At 52.6% G+C, this 15509-nt stretch carries 15 protein-coding genes; 9 read left to right on the top strand and 6 right to left on the bottom strand.

The features are described 5' to 3' along the window. The first annotated feature begins 411 nt into the window (after positions 1 to 411). Positions 412 to 2793: a glucose/quinate/shikimate family membrane-bound PQQ-dependent dehydrogenase gene (locus tag UR289_RS15285; RefSeq protein ID WP_320710787.1), complete on the top strand. Its 2382-nt coding sequence runs from the start codon at positions 412 to 414 to the stop codon at positions 2791 to 2793. Between the two features lie 48 nt (positions 2794 to 2841). Here UR289_RS15285 and UR289_RS15280 read toward each other — a convergent pair whose 3' ends face one another. The 3 genes from UR289_RS15280 to UR289_RS15270 all read right to left on the bottom strand — a co-directional run bounded on the left by UR289_RS15280 (position 2842) and on the right by UR289_RS15270 (position 6119). Then, complete coding sequence (locus UR289_RS15280) at positions 2842 to 4533, bottom strand: methyl-accepting chemotaxis protein (protein WP_320710785.1); 1692 nt, start codon at positions 4531 to 4533, stop codon at positions 2842 to 2844. Positions 4534 to 4693: 160 nt separating this feature from the next. Next, positions 4694 to 5812 (bottom strand): S-(hydroxymethyl)glutathione dehydrogenase/class III alcohol dehydrogenase, encoded by a 1119-nt coding sequence (locus tag UR289_RS15275; RefSeq protein WP_058840629.1) that lies wholly within the window; start codon positions 5810 to 5812, stop codon positions 4694 to 4696. Between the two features lie 31 nt (positions 5813 to 5843). Next, on the bottom strand, positions 5844 to 6119 hold the full coding sequence (locus UR289_RS15270; protein ID WP_003857256.1) for a metal/formaldehyde-sensitive transcriptional repressor: 276 nt from the start codon (positions 6117 to 6119) through the stop codon (positions 5844 to 5846). 229 nt (positions 6120 to 6348) lie between these two features. Here UR289_RS15270 and UR289_RS15265 point away from each other — a divergent pair, with 229 nt between their 5' ends. The 4 genes from UR289_RS15265 to UR289_RS15250 all read left to right on the top strand — a co-directional run bounded on the left by UR289_RS15265 (position 6349) and on the right by UR289_RS15250 (position 9075). Beyond that, the gene (locus UR289_RS15265; RefSeq protein ID WP_320710784.1) at positions 6349 to 6717 is read left to right on the top strand and encodes a hypothetical protein; all 369 of its coding nucleotides are present in this window, start codon (positions 6349 to 6351) and stop codon (positions 6715 to 6717) included. After that, positions 6717 to 7220 (top strand): YbjP/YqhG family protein, encoded by a 504-nt coding sequence (locus UR289_RS15260; RefSeq protein ID WP_320710783.1) that lies wholly within the window; start codon positions 6717 to 6719, stop codon positions 7218 to 7220. Before UR289_RS15265 ends, UR289_RS15260 begins: the two co-directional genes overlap by 1 nt. Before the next feature lie 63 nt (positions 7221 to 7283). Then, on the top strand, positions 7284 to 8150 hold the full coding sequence (locus UR289_RS15255) for an AraC family transcriptional regulator (RefSeq protein WP_320710781.1): 867 nt from the start codon (positions 7284 to 7286) through the stop codon (positions 8148 to 8150). A gap of 334 nt (positions 8151 to 8484) precedes the next feature. Then, the gene (locus UR289_RS15250; protein ID WP_320710778.1) at positions 8485 to 9075 is read left to right on the top strand and encodes a LysE family translocator; all 591 of its coding nucleotides are present in this window, start codon (positions 8485 to 8487) and stop codon (positions 9073 to 9075) included. Between the two features lie 5 nt (positions 9076 to 9080). Here UR289_RS15250 and UR289_RS15245 read toward each other — a convergent pair whose 3' ends face one another. Both UR289_RS15245 and UR289_RS15240 read right to left on the bottom strand, forming a co-directional pair. Beyond that, positions 9081 to 9974, bottom strand: a complete 894-nt coding sequence (locus UR289_RS15245) for a LysR family transcriptional regulator (protein ID WP_126795276.1) — start codon at positions 9972 to 9974, stop codon at positions 9081 to 9083. Between the two features lie 138 nt (positions 9975 to 10112). Continuing rightward, entirely contained in the window at positions 10113 to 11075 is a 963-nt protein-coding gene (locus tag UR289_RS15240; RefSeq protein ID WP_320710775.1) for a LysR family transcriptional regulator, read from the bottom strand. Positions 11076 to 11164: 89 nt separating this feature from the next. Between UR289_RS15240 and UR289_RS15235 the strand changes: the two genes are divergently transcribed. The 3 genes from UR289_RS15235 (at position 11165) to UR289_RS15225 (ending at position 12826) form a co-directional block, all read left to right on the top strand. After that, complete coding sequence (locus tag UR289_RS15235; RefSeq protein ID WP_320710773.1) at positions 11165 to 11641, top strand: GNAT family N-acetyltransferase; 477 nt, start codon at positions 11165 to 11167, stop codon at positions 11639 to 11641. 124 nt (positions 11642 to 11765) lie between these two features. Then, a complete protein-coding gene (locus UR289_RS15230) occupies positions 11766 to 12434 on the top strand; it encodes an epoxyqueuosine reductase QueH (protein WP_023311652.1) in 669 nt (222 codons plus the stop codon). Between the two features lie 119 nt (positions 12435 to 12553). After that, positions 12554 to 12826, top strand: coding sequence for a DUF883 family protein (locus tag UR289_RS15225; RefSeq protein WP_023311651.1), 273 nt, complete (start codon positions 12554 to 12556; stop codon positions 12824 to 12826). Between the two features lie 28 nt (positions 12827 to 12854). Here UR289_RS15225 and UR289_RS15220 read toward each other — a convergent pair whose 3' ends face one another. Then, positions 12855 to 14318 carry an EAL domain-containing protein gene (locus UR289_RS15220; RefSeq protein WP_320710770.1) on the bottom strand — a complete coding sequence of 488 codons (1464 nt, stop codon included), beginning with the start codon at positions 14316 to 14318 and terminating at the stop codon, positions 12855 to 12857. 276 nt (positions 14319 to 14594) lie between these two features. Here UR289_RS15220 and UR289_RS15215 point away from each other — a divergent pair, with 276 nt between their 5' ends. Then, positions 14595 to 15479: a MarR family transcriptional regulator gene (locus tag UR289_RS15215; RefSeq protein WP_320710768.1), complete on the top strand. Its 885-nt coding sequence runs from the start codon at positions 14595 to 14597 to the stop codon at positions 15477 to 15479. Positions 15480 to 15509: the final 30 nt, after the last annotated feature.

Below are 15509 nucleotides of genomic sequence, written 5' to 3'. Positions count from 1 at the left end.
TTGAATTAATTAATAGGGTGCGGCCCCCGGTAGGGGTTTTTTTACGGCGGGGTGCGGGTGTGGCCTGGGGGGGGGCGTTTGAGCCGCCCTGGCACGTTCACAGGCCATGTCGTTACAGAGTAGCAAGAAACATAAAGTGAACGGAATGACCACCACAGCCGTATGTTCCCCCTCACCCCAGCCCTCTCCCTCAAGGGAGAGGGGCCGTCTTGCGCGCTAATCAATTAATGCGAAATCATTCATTAACAATTGCGTAAAACAATTTAACAGTTTTATCATAGCGACGAATTCACCAAATGGTTCGTAAATAATTTTACAACCCCGAATTCACCCGTATTAATCATTCTTCCCTCCGCATTTATTACCCAACTGGTACACACCCAGCGACGGGGGGATCTTAAGGAGACAGAAATGGCATTTGGCAGCGCGCCACGTGGGATACCGCGTATCCTGCAGTGGCTCCTTGCCGGACTGATGTTGCTCATCGGTCTGGCAGTCGGCGGGCTGGGCTTTAAGCTCGTCACCGTAGGCGGAAGTGGATACTTCCTGATAATGGGCATGGTGATGGTGATTGCCTCGATCCTGATTTTCCTCAATCGCAGCAGCGGGATCGTGCTTTACGGCATCGCCTTTATTGCCTCGCTGTTCTGGGCGGTAGGCGATGCGGGCTGGGATTTCTGGCCGCTCTTCTCTCGCCTGTTTACCTTTGCCGTACTGGCCTTCCTCTGCGCCATCGTCTGGCCTTTCCTGCGCGCGGCAAACCACAGCGTTGCGAACAAGGCGCCCGCTTTTGGCGTCGCGGCCGTGCTCGCGGTGGCGATGCTGGTCAGCCTGGGCTGGATGTTTAAGCCGCAGACCCTCGTGGCAGCGAACGAGCCCGTTCCGGTGAAACCCGTCGCCCCCGGCGAGCAGCAAAAGAACTGGGCGCACTGGGGTAATACCACCCACGGCGACCGTTTCGCCGCGCTGGACCAGATTAACAAGCAAAACGTCCGCGATCTGAAAGTCGCGTGGGTTGCGCACACCGGCGATATTCCGCAGAGCAACGGCTCCGGCGCGGAAGATCAGAACACGCCATTGCAGATTGGCGACACGCTGTACGTCTGTACCCCGTACAGTAAAGTGCTGGCGCTGGATGTGGATTCCGGCAAAGAAAAATGGCGTTACGATTCCAAAGCCACGGCGCCTAACTGGCAGCGCTGCCGCGGTCTGGGCTATTTTGAAGACCATTCCAGCGTGACAACGTCACAGGCAGAGACACAGCCTGCGGCATGCCCTCGCCGCCTGTTCCTGCCGACTACCGACGCCCGCCTGATTGCCATCAACGCGGATACCGGCAAGGTCTGCGAAGACTTTGGCGACCATGGCACCGTGGATCTGAGCGTCGGCATGGGCGAAATTAAGCCCGGCTATTATCAGCAGACCTCCACGCCGCTGGTCGCCGGGAATGTCGTTGTCGTCGGCGGTCGCGTCGCGGATAACTACTCCACCGGCGAACCGCCGGGCGTGGTGCGCGCCTACGACGTGCACACCGGTAAGCTGGCGTGGGCGTGGGATCCGGGTAATCCGAACCTGACCGGCCTGCCGCCGGAAGGCCAGACCTACACGCGTGGCACGCCGAACGTCTGGTCAGCAATGTCTTACGACGCTAAGCTGAACCTGATCTACCTGCCAACCGGCAACGCCACCCCGGACTTCTGGGCGGGCGAACGTACCGCGCTGGACGATAAGTACAGTTCCTCCATCGTCGCCGTCGACGCGACCACCGGTCAGGTGCGCTGGCATTTCCAGACGACCCATCACGACCTGTGGGACTTTGACCTGCCTTCCCAGCCGCTGCTGTACGATCTGCCCGACGGTAAGGGCGGCACCACGCCCGTGCTGGTGCAGACCAGCAAGCAGGGCATGATCTTCATGCTTAACCGCGAAACCGGCAAGCCGGTGGCGAAGGTAGAAGAACGTCCCGTTCCGGCGGGTAACGTTGAGGGTGAACGCTACTCTCCGACCCAGCCGTATTCCGTGGGCATGCCGATGATTGGCAACCAGACGCTGACCGAATCCGACATGTGGGGGGCGACGCCTGTTGACCTGCTGCTGTGCCGCATTCAGTTTAAAGAGATGCGTCATCAGGGCGTCTTCACCCCGCCGGGTCTCGACCGTTCCCTGCAGTTCCCTGGCTCACTCGGCGGGATGAACTGGGGTAGCGTCTCCGTTGACCCGAACAACAGCCTGATGTTCGTCAACGATATGCGCCTGGGCCTGGCAAACTACATGGTGCCGCGCGCTAACGTGGCGAAAAACGCCAGCGGCATCGAGATGGGCATCGTACCGATGGACGGCACGCCGTTCGGCGCGATGCGCGAACGCTTCCTGTCGCCGCTGGGCATTCCGTGCCAGAAGCCGCCGTTTGGCACCATGTCGGCCGTTGACCTGAAAACCGGCAAGCTGGTGTGGCAGGTGCCTGTTGGCACGGTGGAAGATACCGGGCCGCTGGGCATTCGTATGCACATGCCAATCCCAATCGGCATGCCGACGCTGGGCGCGTCACTCTCTACCCAGTCCGGCCTGCTGTTCTTCGCCGGCACGCAGGATTTCTACCTGCGCGCGTTTGATACCGCCACCGGGAAAGAGATCTGGAAAGACCGTCTGCCGGTCGGCAGCCAGTCCGGCCCGATGACCTACGTGTCGCCGAAAACCGGTAAGCAGTACATCATCATCAACGCCGGGGGCGCCCGACAGTCGCCGGATCGCGGGGATTACGTTATCGCGTACGCGTTACCCGATAAGCAATAAGATGTGAAAAAGGGACCGAAAGGTCCCTTTTTTTTGCCCGGTGGCGACTCAGAACGTCTCCCAGTTATCCCCGTAAACCGTCGCCGCCGGACGCAACGGCGCGTTCTTCGATACTGGCGCAGACATCACCGCGCGGCCTGGCTTTGTACTGCTCAGACGAAACGCGCCGACCGCCTCGGTCAAACGCGCGCCCTGTTCTTCCAGAGACGCGGCGGCCGCAGAGGCTTCTTCCACCAGCGAGGCGTTCTGCTGGGTCACTTTATCCATCTCAGAAATCGCCTGGCTCACCTGCACGATACCGCGGCTCTGCTCATCGGACGCGGCGGCAATCTCCAGCATGATGTCGGTCACGCGTTTAACCGCTTCGACGATTTCATTCATGGTGTTACCGGCAGCCACAACCTCACCGGAGCCCTGGTCGATCAGCGACACCGATTCGTTAATCAGGCTTTCGATCTCTTTTGCGGCATTCGCACTGCGGCTTGCAAGGGTTCGGACTTCGCTTGCCACCACGGCAAACCCGCGTCCCTGCTCGCCCGCCCGTGCCGCTTCTACCGCCGCGTTAAGCGCCAGGATATTGGTCTGGAACGCAATGCTGTTGATGACGGCGGTGATCTCGGAGATTTTTTTCGAACTGGTGGAGATATTGCCCATGGTTTTGACCACGCCGGAGACCATCTGGCCGCCGCGGCTGGCTTTCCCGGAGGCATCTTCCGCCAGCTTGCTGGCATGATGGGCGTTATCGGCGTTCTGTTTCACCGTCGCGGTCAGCTGTTCCATGCTTGCGGCGGTTTGCTCAATGGCGGCGGCCTGCTGCTCGGTGCGCGAAGAGAGATCGGTGTTACCGGCGGAAATCTCGCTCGTGCCGCGGTAGATCTCCTCCGCCCCCTGACGTACGGTGCCCACCGTGTTTTCAAGCGAATGCTGCATGGTTTGCAGATCGCGCGTCAGGCGGCCAATTTCGCTGCGCCCGGCCACGTCGTCCGGCATCGTCAGGTCGCCTTTGGCGATATTCTCGATACGTTTCGCTGCACGCTGCAAAGGATTGATTACCGTACGGCGCAGAACGACAAAGGTCAACGCCGTCAGCACCAGCGCCAGCGCAAACGCGCCCACCATAAACATCAGGCCCAGCTGCGTGCGGCTGTGCGCCTGCGCCGTCAGCGCATTGGCACGCTCGGTACGGATCTTGATCGCCTTCAGCAGCACGGCGTTGTAAGCGTCATCCAGCGGACGCGCCGTTTCGTTTTCGTGGTTAATAATCGCTTCGAACATGCCGTTTTTGGCGAATTTCACCATCGGCTGCATGCCCGCGATATAGGCGTCGTACCGCGCCTTGAGATCCTCATCCAGCGCTGCCCCCTCAGCGGTACGCACGGCACGATTCATATAGGCGGTAAAGCTCTCCTGGGACTGCTTAATGCGCGTTTCCGCCTCGCTGATGTTCTGCTTCATCGCATCCATCTCCGCGATGCGGCTTGCCGCACCGGCGTGGATCAGATTGATACGCGCGGTACGCAGATGGTTTGAGCTGTTCGACAGCCCCATACGCACCTGAATTTCGGACGTGACATCCTGCTGATCGTTATCGGCCTGCAGCAGGAAATACCCCGCCAGACCCGAACTCAAGGCGAACAGAAGAATAATGCCACCGAGAATGGAGGAAAACAGCGGAACCAGCCTGATGTGATGCAAGAAGCTCAGCTTGCGCTGCGCCTGCATCGAAGTAGTGTTGTCCATGACCGTCGACTCTCTTATAGGTAAGATGCGTAAAAACATGCGTGTTAAATAGTCATCGGCACGGTGGGGATTTAGATTACGGCTAAAAACGCCGCACTGGTCACACTTTAGAGAAGATTATTAAAGAAACGCCAGCGGCGAAAAACCGCTGGCAGAAGAGTTACTTGTCGCCGAAATGAATGACGGTACGGATGGATTTTCCTTCGTGCATCAGATCGAACGCGTCGTTGATCTGCTCCAGCGGCAAACGGTGGGTAATGAACGGGTCGAGCTGAATCTTGCCGACCATAGCATCTTCAACCATACCCGGAAGCTGGGTACGGCCCTTCACGCCGCCAAACGCGGAACCGCGCCATACGCGACCGGTGACCAGCTGGAACGGACGGGTTTTAATCTCCTGGCCCGCGCCGGCCACGCCAATGATGATGCTCTCGCCCCAGCCTTTGTGGCAGCATTCCAGCGCGGAACGCATCACGTTCACGTTGCCGATACATTCGAAGCTGAAGTCAACGCCGCCGTCGGTCAGCTCAACGATGACATCCTGAATCGGTTTTTCGTGATCTTTCGGGTTCACGAAATCGGTCGCGCCCATTTCACCCGCCAGCCTGAATTTCTCCGGGTTGGTGTCGACCGCGATGATACGCCCGGCCTTCGCCTGTACCGCGCCCTGAATCACCGCCAGACCAATGCCGCCGAGACCGAACACCGCCACGGTGTCGCCCTCTTTGACTTTTGCCGTGTTATGCACCGCGCCAATGCCGGTGGTCACGCCGCAGCCCAGCAGGCAGACTTTATCCAGCGGCGCCTGCGGGTTCACCTTCGCCAGGGAAATTTCCGCGCAAACGGTGTACTCGCTGAAGGTGCTGGTGCCCATGTAGTGGTAAACAGGCTCGCCGTTATAGGAGAAACGGGTGGTACCGTCCGGCATCAGCCCTTTCCCCTGAGTGGCGCGAACCGCCTGGCAGAGGTTGGTTTTACCGGATTTACAGAACTTACACTCGCCGCACTCCGCGGTGTACAGCGGGATAACGTGATCGCCAGGCTTCAGGCTGGTCACGCCCTCGCCCACTTCCACCACAATCCCGCCGCCTTCATGACCCAGCACCGCCGGGAAGACGCCTTCCGGATCGTCACCGGAGAGCGTAAACGCATCGGTATGGCACACGCCGGTATGGGTGATTTTGATCAGCACTTCGCCTTTCTTCGGCGGTGCCACGTCGATTTCAACGATTTTCAGCGGCTGGCCGGGACCAAATGCAACTGCAGCGCGAGATTTCATCATGTCTTCCCTTTTTGTCAGGTGTGTGGGTTTATTTTAGATAAGAGCGCAGCAAATGGCCGACTTCCGCCATGCGTACGGCTCGCTGATCCGGCGTGGTTTCCCCCGTCACCAGCTCATCTTTGAGGTGAATTTCAACCATTTCGCCCATCAGGCCATTGGCAGCCCCGCGCACGGCGGCGATTTGCTGCAAAATGGCCAGACAGGGGTCGCCCGACTCCAGCGCGCGTTCAAGGGCATCAACCTGACCCCGAATGCGGCGGACGCGAGTAAGAATACGTTTTTTATCTTCGGGTGAATGCGGCATACGCCCTCCTGATACTATAGGGGGGTATAGTATTTTACTTACCTGGCGATGTAAACCTTCTATTTCCGTTGCAAAATCAGCGTATCTACCGCATATCATCAAGCAAGAGAATGAAACCTAAAAATATATAACCATATGAAATATATAATTTTTTAATAACATTATTTGCCTAACCGAATTGAAGATCCCGTTGTTTAGTGACGATTTCATATACAACAGGAGTTAACACATGGCATGGAACAAACACGCTGCGGCCCTGCATGTACGCCAGAGTGCCGGCATTTCATCGCAAAAACGCTGTGGTGAATTTACTCGCAAGGCAATACGAGCAGGTGGCGTGGATATTGGAAATGCACCCAATGCAAAAGACTATGGCAGTAACCTTGAACGAGCAGGTTTCAGAGTTTTAGGGCAAGGTGAAACATTACAGGAAGGCGATGTGGTTGTTATTCAGCCCTATGAGGGAGGAAATCCGGCAGGTCACATGGCGATTTATGACGGTACAACCTGGTACTCTGATTTCAGACAAAGAGATATGTGGGGTGGTCCGGGATATCGCTCCGCACGCCCTGCTTACAAAATTTACAGGAAAAGCTGATGCGTAACGTTCTTTTGATGTGCCTGTTACTGACAGGATGTGCAACACAGATGGATACGCCGGAAAAACGCACTCATGACTTTTATACATTTTACCTCACGGCTTTTGTCACAGACAGCAAAGAAGATAATCTCGATTCCCCAAAAATGCGTGAGTATATCGCGCGAGACACGCTCTTCCGACTGCAGAAAATTTTCTATCTCTATGAGCAGGAAATTATCGGTTCCGACTACTTTACCTATACGCAAGACTATGCCGCGGAGTGGATCCCTGACCTCAGCGTAAGCAACGCAATAAACTCTGTGTCCGGAAAAGTTGTTAACGTCGAGCTGGGTGTGGGTCATGAGCAGAAACAGCAGTTAAACGTGTATCTGCGCAATGAAGACGGTAAGTGGAAAATATATCGCGTCACCGATGCGAGCCATCATTTTGAACATTATATTTTTGACGACAGGGCGATTGCTGCCGCACAACGATATGCCGCCAGTCTACCCTCTCCATAATCAGCAAGATCGGTCAGGATTTTGGCCGTTCGGTGAGGCAAAGTGGGTCATCAGGAGGATGCAATGAACGATGCAATCAAAACGGCTTACCGCGAGCGCTTCACGACGGTATGCGACTATATCGCCCAACATCTCGATGAACCGCTTACGCTGGGGAAGCTCAGCGCGTTAGCCTGCTGTTCGCCTTATCATTTTCACCGGCAGTTCCTGGCGTTTAGCGGCCAGCCTTTGTATCGCTATATTCAGTGGTTGCGCCTGCGTCATGCGTCCTGGCGACTGGCGTTTAATCCTCAGGATAAGGTGATTGATATTGCGCTCGATGCCGGGTTCCAGAGCCCTGAATCGTTCAGTCGCGCCTTCAGAAACGCGTTTGGAAAAAGCCCGCGTCAGTTTCGGCAGCAGCCGGACTGGCTGAACTGGCACCAGCGCGTACCGAAAATGACCTTCCAGGAGCAAAAAACGATGGAAATTAAAATTGTTGATTTCCCACAGACCCAAGTGGCAATGCTGCAGCACCGTGGTAGCCCGGATCGGGTTAATGACAGCGCGGCGAAATTTATTGCCTGGCGTAAAACTACGGGCTTATCGCCAGTACACGAAAGCAGCACGTTTGGCATTGCCTGGGATGACCCGGCAACCACACCCGCAGACACCTTTCGTTTCGATATCTGCGGCAGTATCTCTGAAGCGATACCAGAAAATGAATTCGGGGTTTGCAGTGGCGAAATCGACGGCGGACGTTACGCTGTTGGCCGTCACACGGGGTCTCTGGATACCATTTCCGCCACGGTGTGGGCGATGTTTCGCGACTGGCTACCGGCCAGCGGCGAAACGCTGCGCGACGCCCCGGTATTTTTCCACTACCTCAACTTTATTCACGAAGTGCCGGAACATGCGCTGCAAACGGATATATACCTGCCGTTAAATTGACTATCACTTGTTTCCACCTTTCCGGGTAGCGCTGAGCTTGCCCGGCACAGGACTCCCTTGCAAACTGCGCCAGCGTTTGCCGTTCCTCCTTGAGTCAGCGGGTCGCCCCCGCTGGCCACTGATTAAATTTTCAGATCAAAGATAGAACTGAAACCCTGTCACTAATGGGCCATCCGCGCCTGCGCGATTGGTGCAAAAAATCAAACACACCTTTAGATAAAGGCCACTTATTCTGGCATACGTTCCCAGGTAGTATTCAGACACATGACGAGTAAAGTTGTGACTTAATAGTCGCAGTACCTCTAATGCAGATAAACCAACCCACGGAGATAAAATGCTGTTACTTTTTACAATGTTAATATTTTCACTGACGCTTTCATTTTCTCCTGGCCCCGTTAATATGGTGATTATATCGTCTGGTGCCGTTCACGGTTTTAGAAAGACCTTCTCATTTGTCTCCGGTGCAACGATAGGGTTTACGTTATTACTTATCTTTATATGTTTCGGTTTTTACACTGCAATCGAAAAATATCCAGTGTTTTTCCGGTATCTTAATATTGCCGGTTCTTTATTTATCATGTATATGGGCTATAAGATAGCGTCGTCACGGTCCGATATGTCATTAACAAAAACGGATTCACCCGGTTTTGTTCAGGGTTTTGTCATGCAGTGGATCAACCCAAAAGCTTGGACCGCGTGCGCCTCAGGAGCTGCGATGTTTTCTGAACCCTCAACCCCTGTGACAGCACTCGTTTTTATCACGGTCTATTTTTTTGTCTGTTACCTGTCGCTTTCTGCCTGGGCATTGATGGGAGAAAAGGTATCGGTTCTTCTCAGGAGCACACGGCAGCTCCGTACGTTTAACGTGTTGATGGGCGGGTTGTTATTTATTACGGCGTGTTACATACTCTTTTTAACGTTTTAAACCCGTTATAACGTGTGATACTCAATTGCGTTATAAATATCATTAATCAATTTGTAGGCAATACTGCTGGTCGACATATTAGAAGGCCATACGGCATAGACTTTCAGCGGTTCCAATGACCAGTCAGGAAGTATTTCCTGCATTTCTCCGCGCTTAACATCCTCTTCGCTTAAATAGCGAGGAGGTGCTGCAAGACCAATTTGTTGTCTGGCAAGAGCATAAGCGGCTTCGACATTATCTACATACACCGTGGGCGTATACGTCACGACAGCCACGTCCCCATTTTTATGCCGGAATTCCCGGTTATTCTGCCTCATATTGAGTCCAATCCATGGCAGTTTCGCCAGTTCATCAGGATGCGTAATCGTCGGGTAATAGCTGAGCAATTCCCGGGACGCAACTACCTGACGTGGCAGCACAAAAAGATGGCGCGCTTTAAGAGAGCTGTCCGGAAGCTCGCCGATTCGAAATGCCACATCAATACCGTCGGCAATAATATCTCTGCGCGTATCGCTGTAAGAGATATTCAGTAAAATGCCCGGATGACGTTTTATAAAATCGGCGAGATGGCGGGTAAACGCACTCTTCAGAAAAACGGCAGGAAGAGAAATAGTCAGCTTATTCGCCGTTGATATCGAACGCTGCTTAAATTCAATGACCCCCTGCTCATAAAGCGCCAGCATCGATTTGGCCGTTTCCAGCAAATTGGCGCCATCGTGAGTCAGAGAGAGTTTGCGGGTGTTTCTGTACAGCAACGCGCAGCCAAGATTTTTTTCCAGCTTTGATAAATGCGCGCTTGCCGTTGCGGTTGTGAGCCCTAACGCTTCTGCCCCACCTGAAATGGATCCTGCCTCAGCAATCTTTGCAAACACTATCAGATAACGAATGTCATCAATCATTTATCGTCCTGTTGCGACGGCGTTCCTGCGAACTACGCGTTTAATCATAGAGTTACGATATCGTACTTTCCTTCCCGGTCGCATCTCTTTTTATCGTTTGGACTTTACGCCCTACTCATTTTGCGAGGCGCTGTAGTGTCAACCCGGCGACATCCTTTCCTGGGAGCCGGACAGCCCGGAATGAAGCGCCTGCGCCAGCGTTTCCAGCTCCTCCTTAAGCCAGCGGGTCGCCCCCCGCTGGCCGCTGCGTTTATGCGAGTAAATTTTCACTTCAAACGTGCGTATCGAAAACGGTAAAGGAAAAATCCTCAGGTCCGCTGCCGCAGCCAGCTTCTCAGCGGCAAAACGGGGGATCGCCATCAGCAGGTCGCTTTCGGCAACGATAAACGGCGCGCTCAGCATCGACGGCGTTTTGATCGCGATTTGTCGGGTATAGCCCAGTTGTTCGAGCCGCACGTCCAGAACGCCCTGCTTCTCATTCCATGGCGTCACCACCAGATGGCGGGCCGTGAGATAATCCTCCAGCGTCAGACGCGTCCGGCGCGCGTTGCCGATGACCACATACTCATCTTCAAACCAGTCGATCTCTTCCAGCTCCGGGTGCCGGATATCATCCTGAGCGCTGAAACCCAGCGCGAGATCCACTTCGCCCGCCAGCAGTTCCGTCAGCGCAGGGCTGTGCGGCAGATAGCGCAATTCGAAACGCAAACCCGGGGCAGCAAGCTGCAGTTTGTGCATCAGCGCCGGGAAAATGCACAGCGCGGTAAAGTCCGTAATCCCAATTTGTAAGCTTTCGGTACTGCTGGCCGGGTCAAACTCCGGCTGCGGGGTCAGCTCATGATTGAGGAACGACAATGCGGAAGCAATCGAAGGCGTAAGCTGAGTGGCATACACGCTGGGGGACATGCGATGCCCTTCGCGAAAAAAGAGCGGGTCATTAAGGGTGATGCGCAAACGCGACAGCGCATGGCTCAGTGCCGATGTGCTCATCGCCAGCTCGTCAGCGGCCAGCCGAACGGAACGGTGGCGGTAAATCGCGTCGAAAACGGGCAGCAGGTTTAAATCAAGACGCCTCAGTACCGGATGCATAATATTCATCATTTGTTGATTTCATTGCACTTAATTCTTCGGACAATACTCCGTATGCTTAACGCCATCAATCGAACACAGGCTAAAACACAGGGAAAATAATGAGCATCACCATTCGTCAGGCCCGCCCCGAAGATGCGGCGGCAATATACGCCATGATCTACGAGCTGGCGGTGTATGAAAAAGCGCCGGAAGAAGTGGTTACCACGCCGGAGGAAATCCGCGAAACGCTCTTTGGCACAGGCACAAAAACCGAAGCGTTGATCGCGGAGTGTGAAGGCAAGACTGCCGGCTATGCCGTGTTCTTCACCAGCTATTCGACCTGGCTCGGACGCAACGGGATTTATATGGAAGACCTGTACGTATCCCCGGAGTATCGCGGTAAAGGCGCGGGAAGATCGCTGCTGAAACATATCGCTCAGCTCGCGGTAAAACGGCAGTGCGGCCGCCTTGAATGGAGCGTGCTGGACTGGAACCAGCCCGCCATTGATTTTTACCTGAGCATAGGCGCGCTGCCGCAGTTCGAATGGGTTCGCTATCGTCTTGATGGCGACGCGCTGCTGAAATTTGCCGAATAGCAACACGTGGTACCCGAGAAGATCCCGCCCCGCGGGGTCGCTCTGACCTGCCTTGATCCCGCCTCAACAGATGATGAATTTATGCTACCCTTCCATAAATTTCATAAACATATTGCAGAACGCCATGACGACAGCCCCTTTTATCCGCCCACAACTTTCCCTGCCAGACGGTGCCGACAGGCTGCTGTTGCACTCCTGCTGCGCCCCCTGCTCGGGTGAAGTGATGGAGGCTATCCAGGCTTCGGGGATTGACTACACGATTTTCTTCTACAACCCCAATATCCATCCACAAAAGGAATACCTCATTCGTAAGGAGGAGAATATTCGCTTTGCGGAAAAACACGGCGTGCCGTTTGTTGATGCCGATTACGATACAGATAACTGGTTTGAGCGCGCGAAAGGCATGGAATGGGAACCCGAGCGCGGCGTCCGCTGCACCATGTGCTTCGATATGCGTTTCGAGCGTACGGCGCTCTATGCGGCAGAAAATGGATTCAGCGTCATCAGCAGCTCGCTGGGGATCTCCCGCTGGAAAAACATGCAGCAGATAAATGACTGCGGCCAGCGTGCTGCCGCGCGCTATCCGGGTATGGTTTACTGGGACTATAACTGGCGTAAACAGGGCGGCTCCTCTCGCATGATTGAGATCAGCAAGCGGGAGCAGTTTTACCAGCAGGAATACTGCGGGTGCGTTTATTCGCTCAGGGACAGTAACCTGCATCGTAAGTCTCAGGGCCGCCCGCTGATTCGCATCGGGAAACTGTATTACGGTCAGGATGACAATGAGAAATAACGGGTTTCCGGTATAGAGATATATCCGAAAACAGCCCTGATATGTACCGAATTTAGCCTAACGTCTCCCACATCCACAAAGAGCGGCTATCCTTTAATAATCAACAAAAGGAGGCAAAAATGTCTGATTTCGGTACTGATAAAAACACCCAGTTTGCTGAAGATAAAGCAAAAAATAAATTTGACGAGCTTGCAGGTTCCGCGCAGCAGCAGTTTGGTGAATTCGTTGATTCACCAAAGCATCAGGTAAAAGGTGCGGCCAAAAAATATGCCGCGCAGGCCAGCGATGCCGTTTCCGACGTTACTGAAGCTGTCAGAAATAATCCCCTTACCGGCCTCGTCGCAGCGGGTGCGGTCGGTATTGTTCTCGGCCTGCTGCTCGGTCGAAAATAATAAAAGGCCCTTCGGGGCTTTATTTTTCTTAGCTAAACATTCTGACCATGCGGTCTAACTCTTCCTCTTTCACTGCGCGCGATAAATAATACCCCTGAAAATTTTTGACGCCCAGCGCGACTAATTTTTCAAACTTTTCTTCACTATCAACCCCCTCGGCAATACAGTCCGTTCCGGTCATGTCACTATAAATCTGTATCGCTTTAATCAGGTTATAGTCATTGTCGTTTGCCACAAAATGCTCAACGATGTCGCGATCCAGCTTGAGTCCATCAAAATGCACCTGCCGCAGCGGGAACATGGTTTGATGGTTAGAGAAGCAGTCATCCAGAAATAATCGACACCCCGTATTACGCAAATGCCGCATGGTTTCAGGGATCCTTTTGTCCTTCGTCACGTCAATATCTTCAGCAAATTCAAAGACCAGCTTTTCGGCCCACTGCGGCTTGAGCAGCATGTCGATAGCTTTCTTTGCCATATCAGGCAATGCATTTCCGGAAGCCAGACGAGGCGGAATATTTACAGAAAAATAGTATTTTCCATTATACTTATTAATCCCTGACACGGCGGCATGGATGACTAACGCCGTTATTTTCAACCATATCTCATGATTTGAAATATCCGTGAGAAAACTGGCCGGCTTGACAATTTTACCGTTTTTATTCCAGCGGATCAGTATCTCAAAGCCTACGCCCTTTTTGTCACGATCGGTAATGATCTGATAAGCGGGGAAGATCTCTTTTTTATATAATGCATTAAAAATTTCTGATTCTTTATCCGTAAAATCCGTATGTTGGCTCCGCCGCTTGATACGTCTTTCCGCGCTGAAATTGTGCGAATCGTTTAGCCACCGCTTAATTAAGCGTAATTTCAGCACGCCTTCCTTACGGTGGGTATAAACCGTTTTATTAGAAAGCCCCATTTCGTCGCACATTTCTTTTACGGACATGCCGCGGTAGAAATTTAATAAAACGTCAATTTCTCTTTTTGTTAGCCACTTTACGGTTTCTTGCGAAGAATTATCCTTGTAGCGATCGCGTAATACGTACGAACGATCTTTAAAAACATGATGGTGTGTATGAATACAGGTTATGACATCTGAAACGCGGGCCAGTCGAATCAATGATAATTGATAACTATTATTTAAAAGAGTGCCCAGGGTGCGATATAGCCAGCTATCCGGCAGGTCGCCATACAGGGTGACGCGTCGAATAACGGGAAGTGCATTGAGTACGGACGCCAGTCTCTTCAGACTCTCCAGGAGACTGACGATACCTTTTCCGAGAAACACCACAATATGAGCACTCTGATTTATAAGGATATTTTCAAGATCCTGTTGGGATACCTCATCCCCGTCAAAGTGAATATGCGAAGCCTGTATTCCGTACTGGTTAAGGATCAGACGATATCCCTGGAACGTAAAACCGCAGGCGGAGATGACAAATTTATGTTCATCGCACGCCTCATTTCTGAGAGAAATTGTGTGGGTCATAAACTGCTCCTGGGCACTGAGGCGCCATTTCCATTTGTGAATACGTAAAATTTAACGCACCTGTTATAAACATTAATTTTACAGTACAGCCTCAGGGTAAGAAACAGTTATCCGCTGAACTCACAGGAACATCTTTGCGTTAATCACCGTCGTTTAAATATACTTTTCTTTGCAAATAACAACGGCAAATATCTTATTCTCAGGGTATAATGAAAATTCCGAAAAAGAAGAGTGGACACTTCATCTATCGGCTCATTCAAATACGAGAAAAATGCTATGGATAATCACATCTCATCCAGGGCCTTGCTACATCGAAGGGATGTTATAAAGAACAATCCGCGATTCGGTGAGGCAATATTAGAGCACTACACAATTAATGACACCATCTACAAAAAACAACCTTTGTTCTACAAGACAATGCTGCAGGAATCACGGTTTAACATTATCCTCTCCATGTGTTGTTTTATTTTTGGAAATCAGGCCGAGTCAGTTTCAGAGATTAAAGAGTTATGCTCTCGCTATAAAATAGCCAGCCCCAACAGCGTGATTGCGATCATTACGATACTGAGAACCACCGGGCGCATCAGGACCTGGCGCTGCACGGATGACCGACGCAAAACGAGAATCGCGCCAACCGAAAAAGGACTCAATGAACTTAAGCGCTATATGTCCGGCGCTTTTTTGCCCGTCAGCATTCTTTATCCGGCATTTAATATTAATGTTAACCTGCTGGATAATGATATTTTGAGAAACAACTTTTTCCGCCGCGCGGCTGAATATCTTTTCCGGGGATTAACGTTCAGAAAGGTGTTACCTGAGGTGGGGTTATTTATTGATAAAGATGGCGGCCGTATGATTATGCTTTATATCTATCTGCAGGCCATGAAAAATAAATCCGCTCACGGTGCGGTCATTGACTATTCAGCCAGCACGCTCGCAAAGGAATTTTTTGTTTCGCGCATCCACGTCAACCGAATTGTCAAATCGGCACAAGAGGCGGGTTATCTTAAAGATCGTGGTGATGGTCGGATGTCGATATACCCGGCATTTATCGAACTTGTCGAAAATTATGCCAGTTTATATTTTGCGTATGTTACGCATTACATCAACGTTGTGCCTAAAGAGCGACGCCACGCTCACAACGTGACGTCAACCGTATAATCCAGCAGGCGTTCGGAGTTCCGAACGCCA

This window comes from Enterobacter sp. 302C9, assembly GCF_034106085.1.
In the GTDB taxonomy this organism is placed as follows: Bacteria; Pseudomonadota; Gammaproteobacteria; order Enterobacterales; family Enterobacteriaceae; genus Enterobacter; species Enterobacter asburiae_B.
Note: the sequence above shows the minus strand (reverse complement) of the source record. Positions and strands in the feature narration are given on the sequence as shown.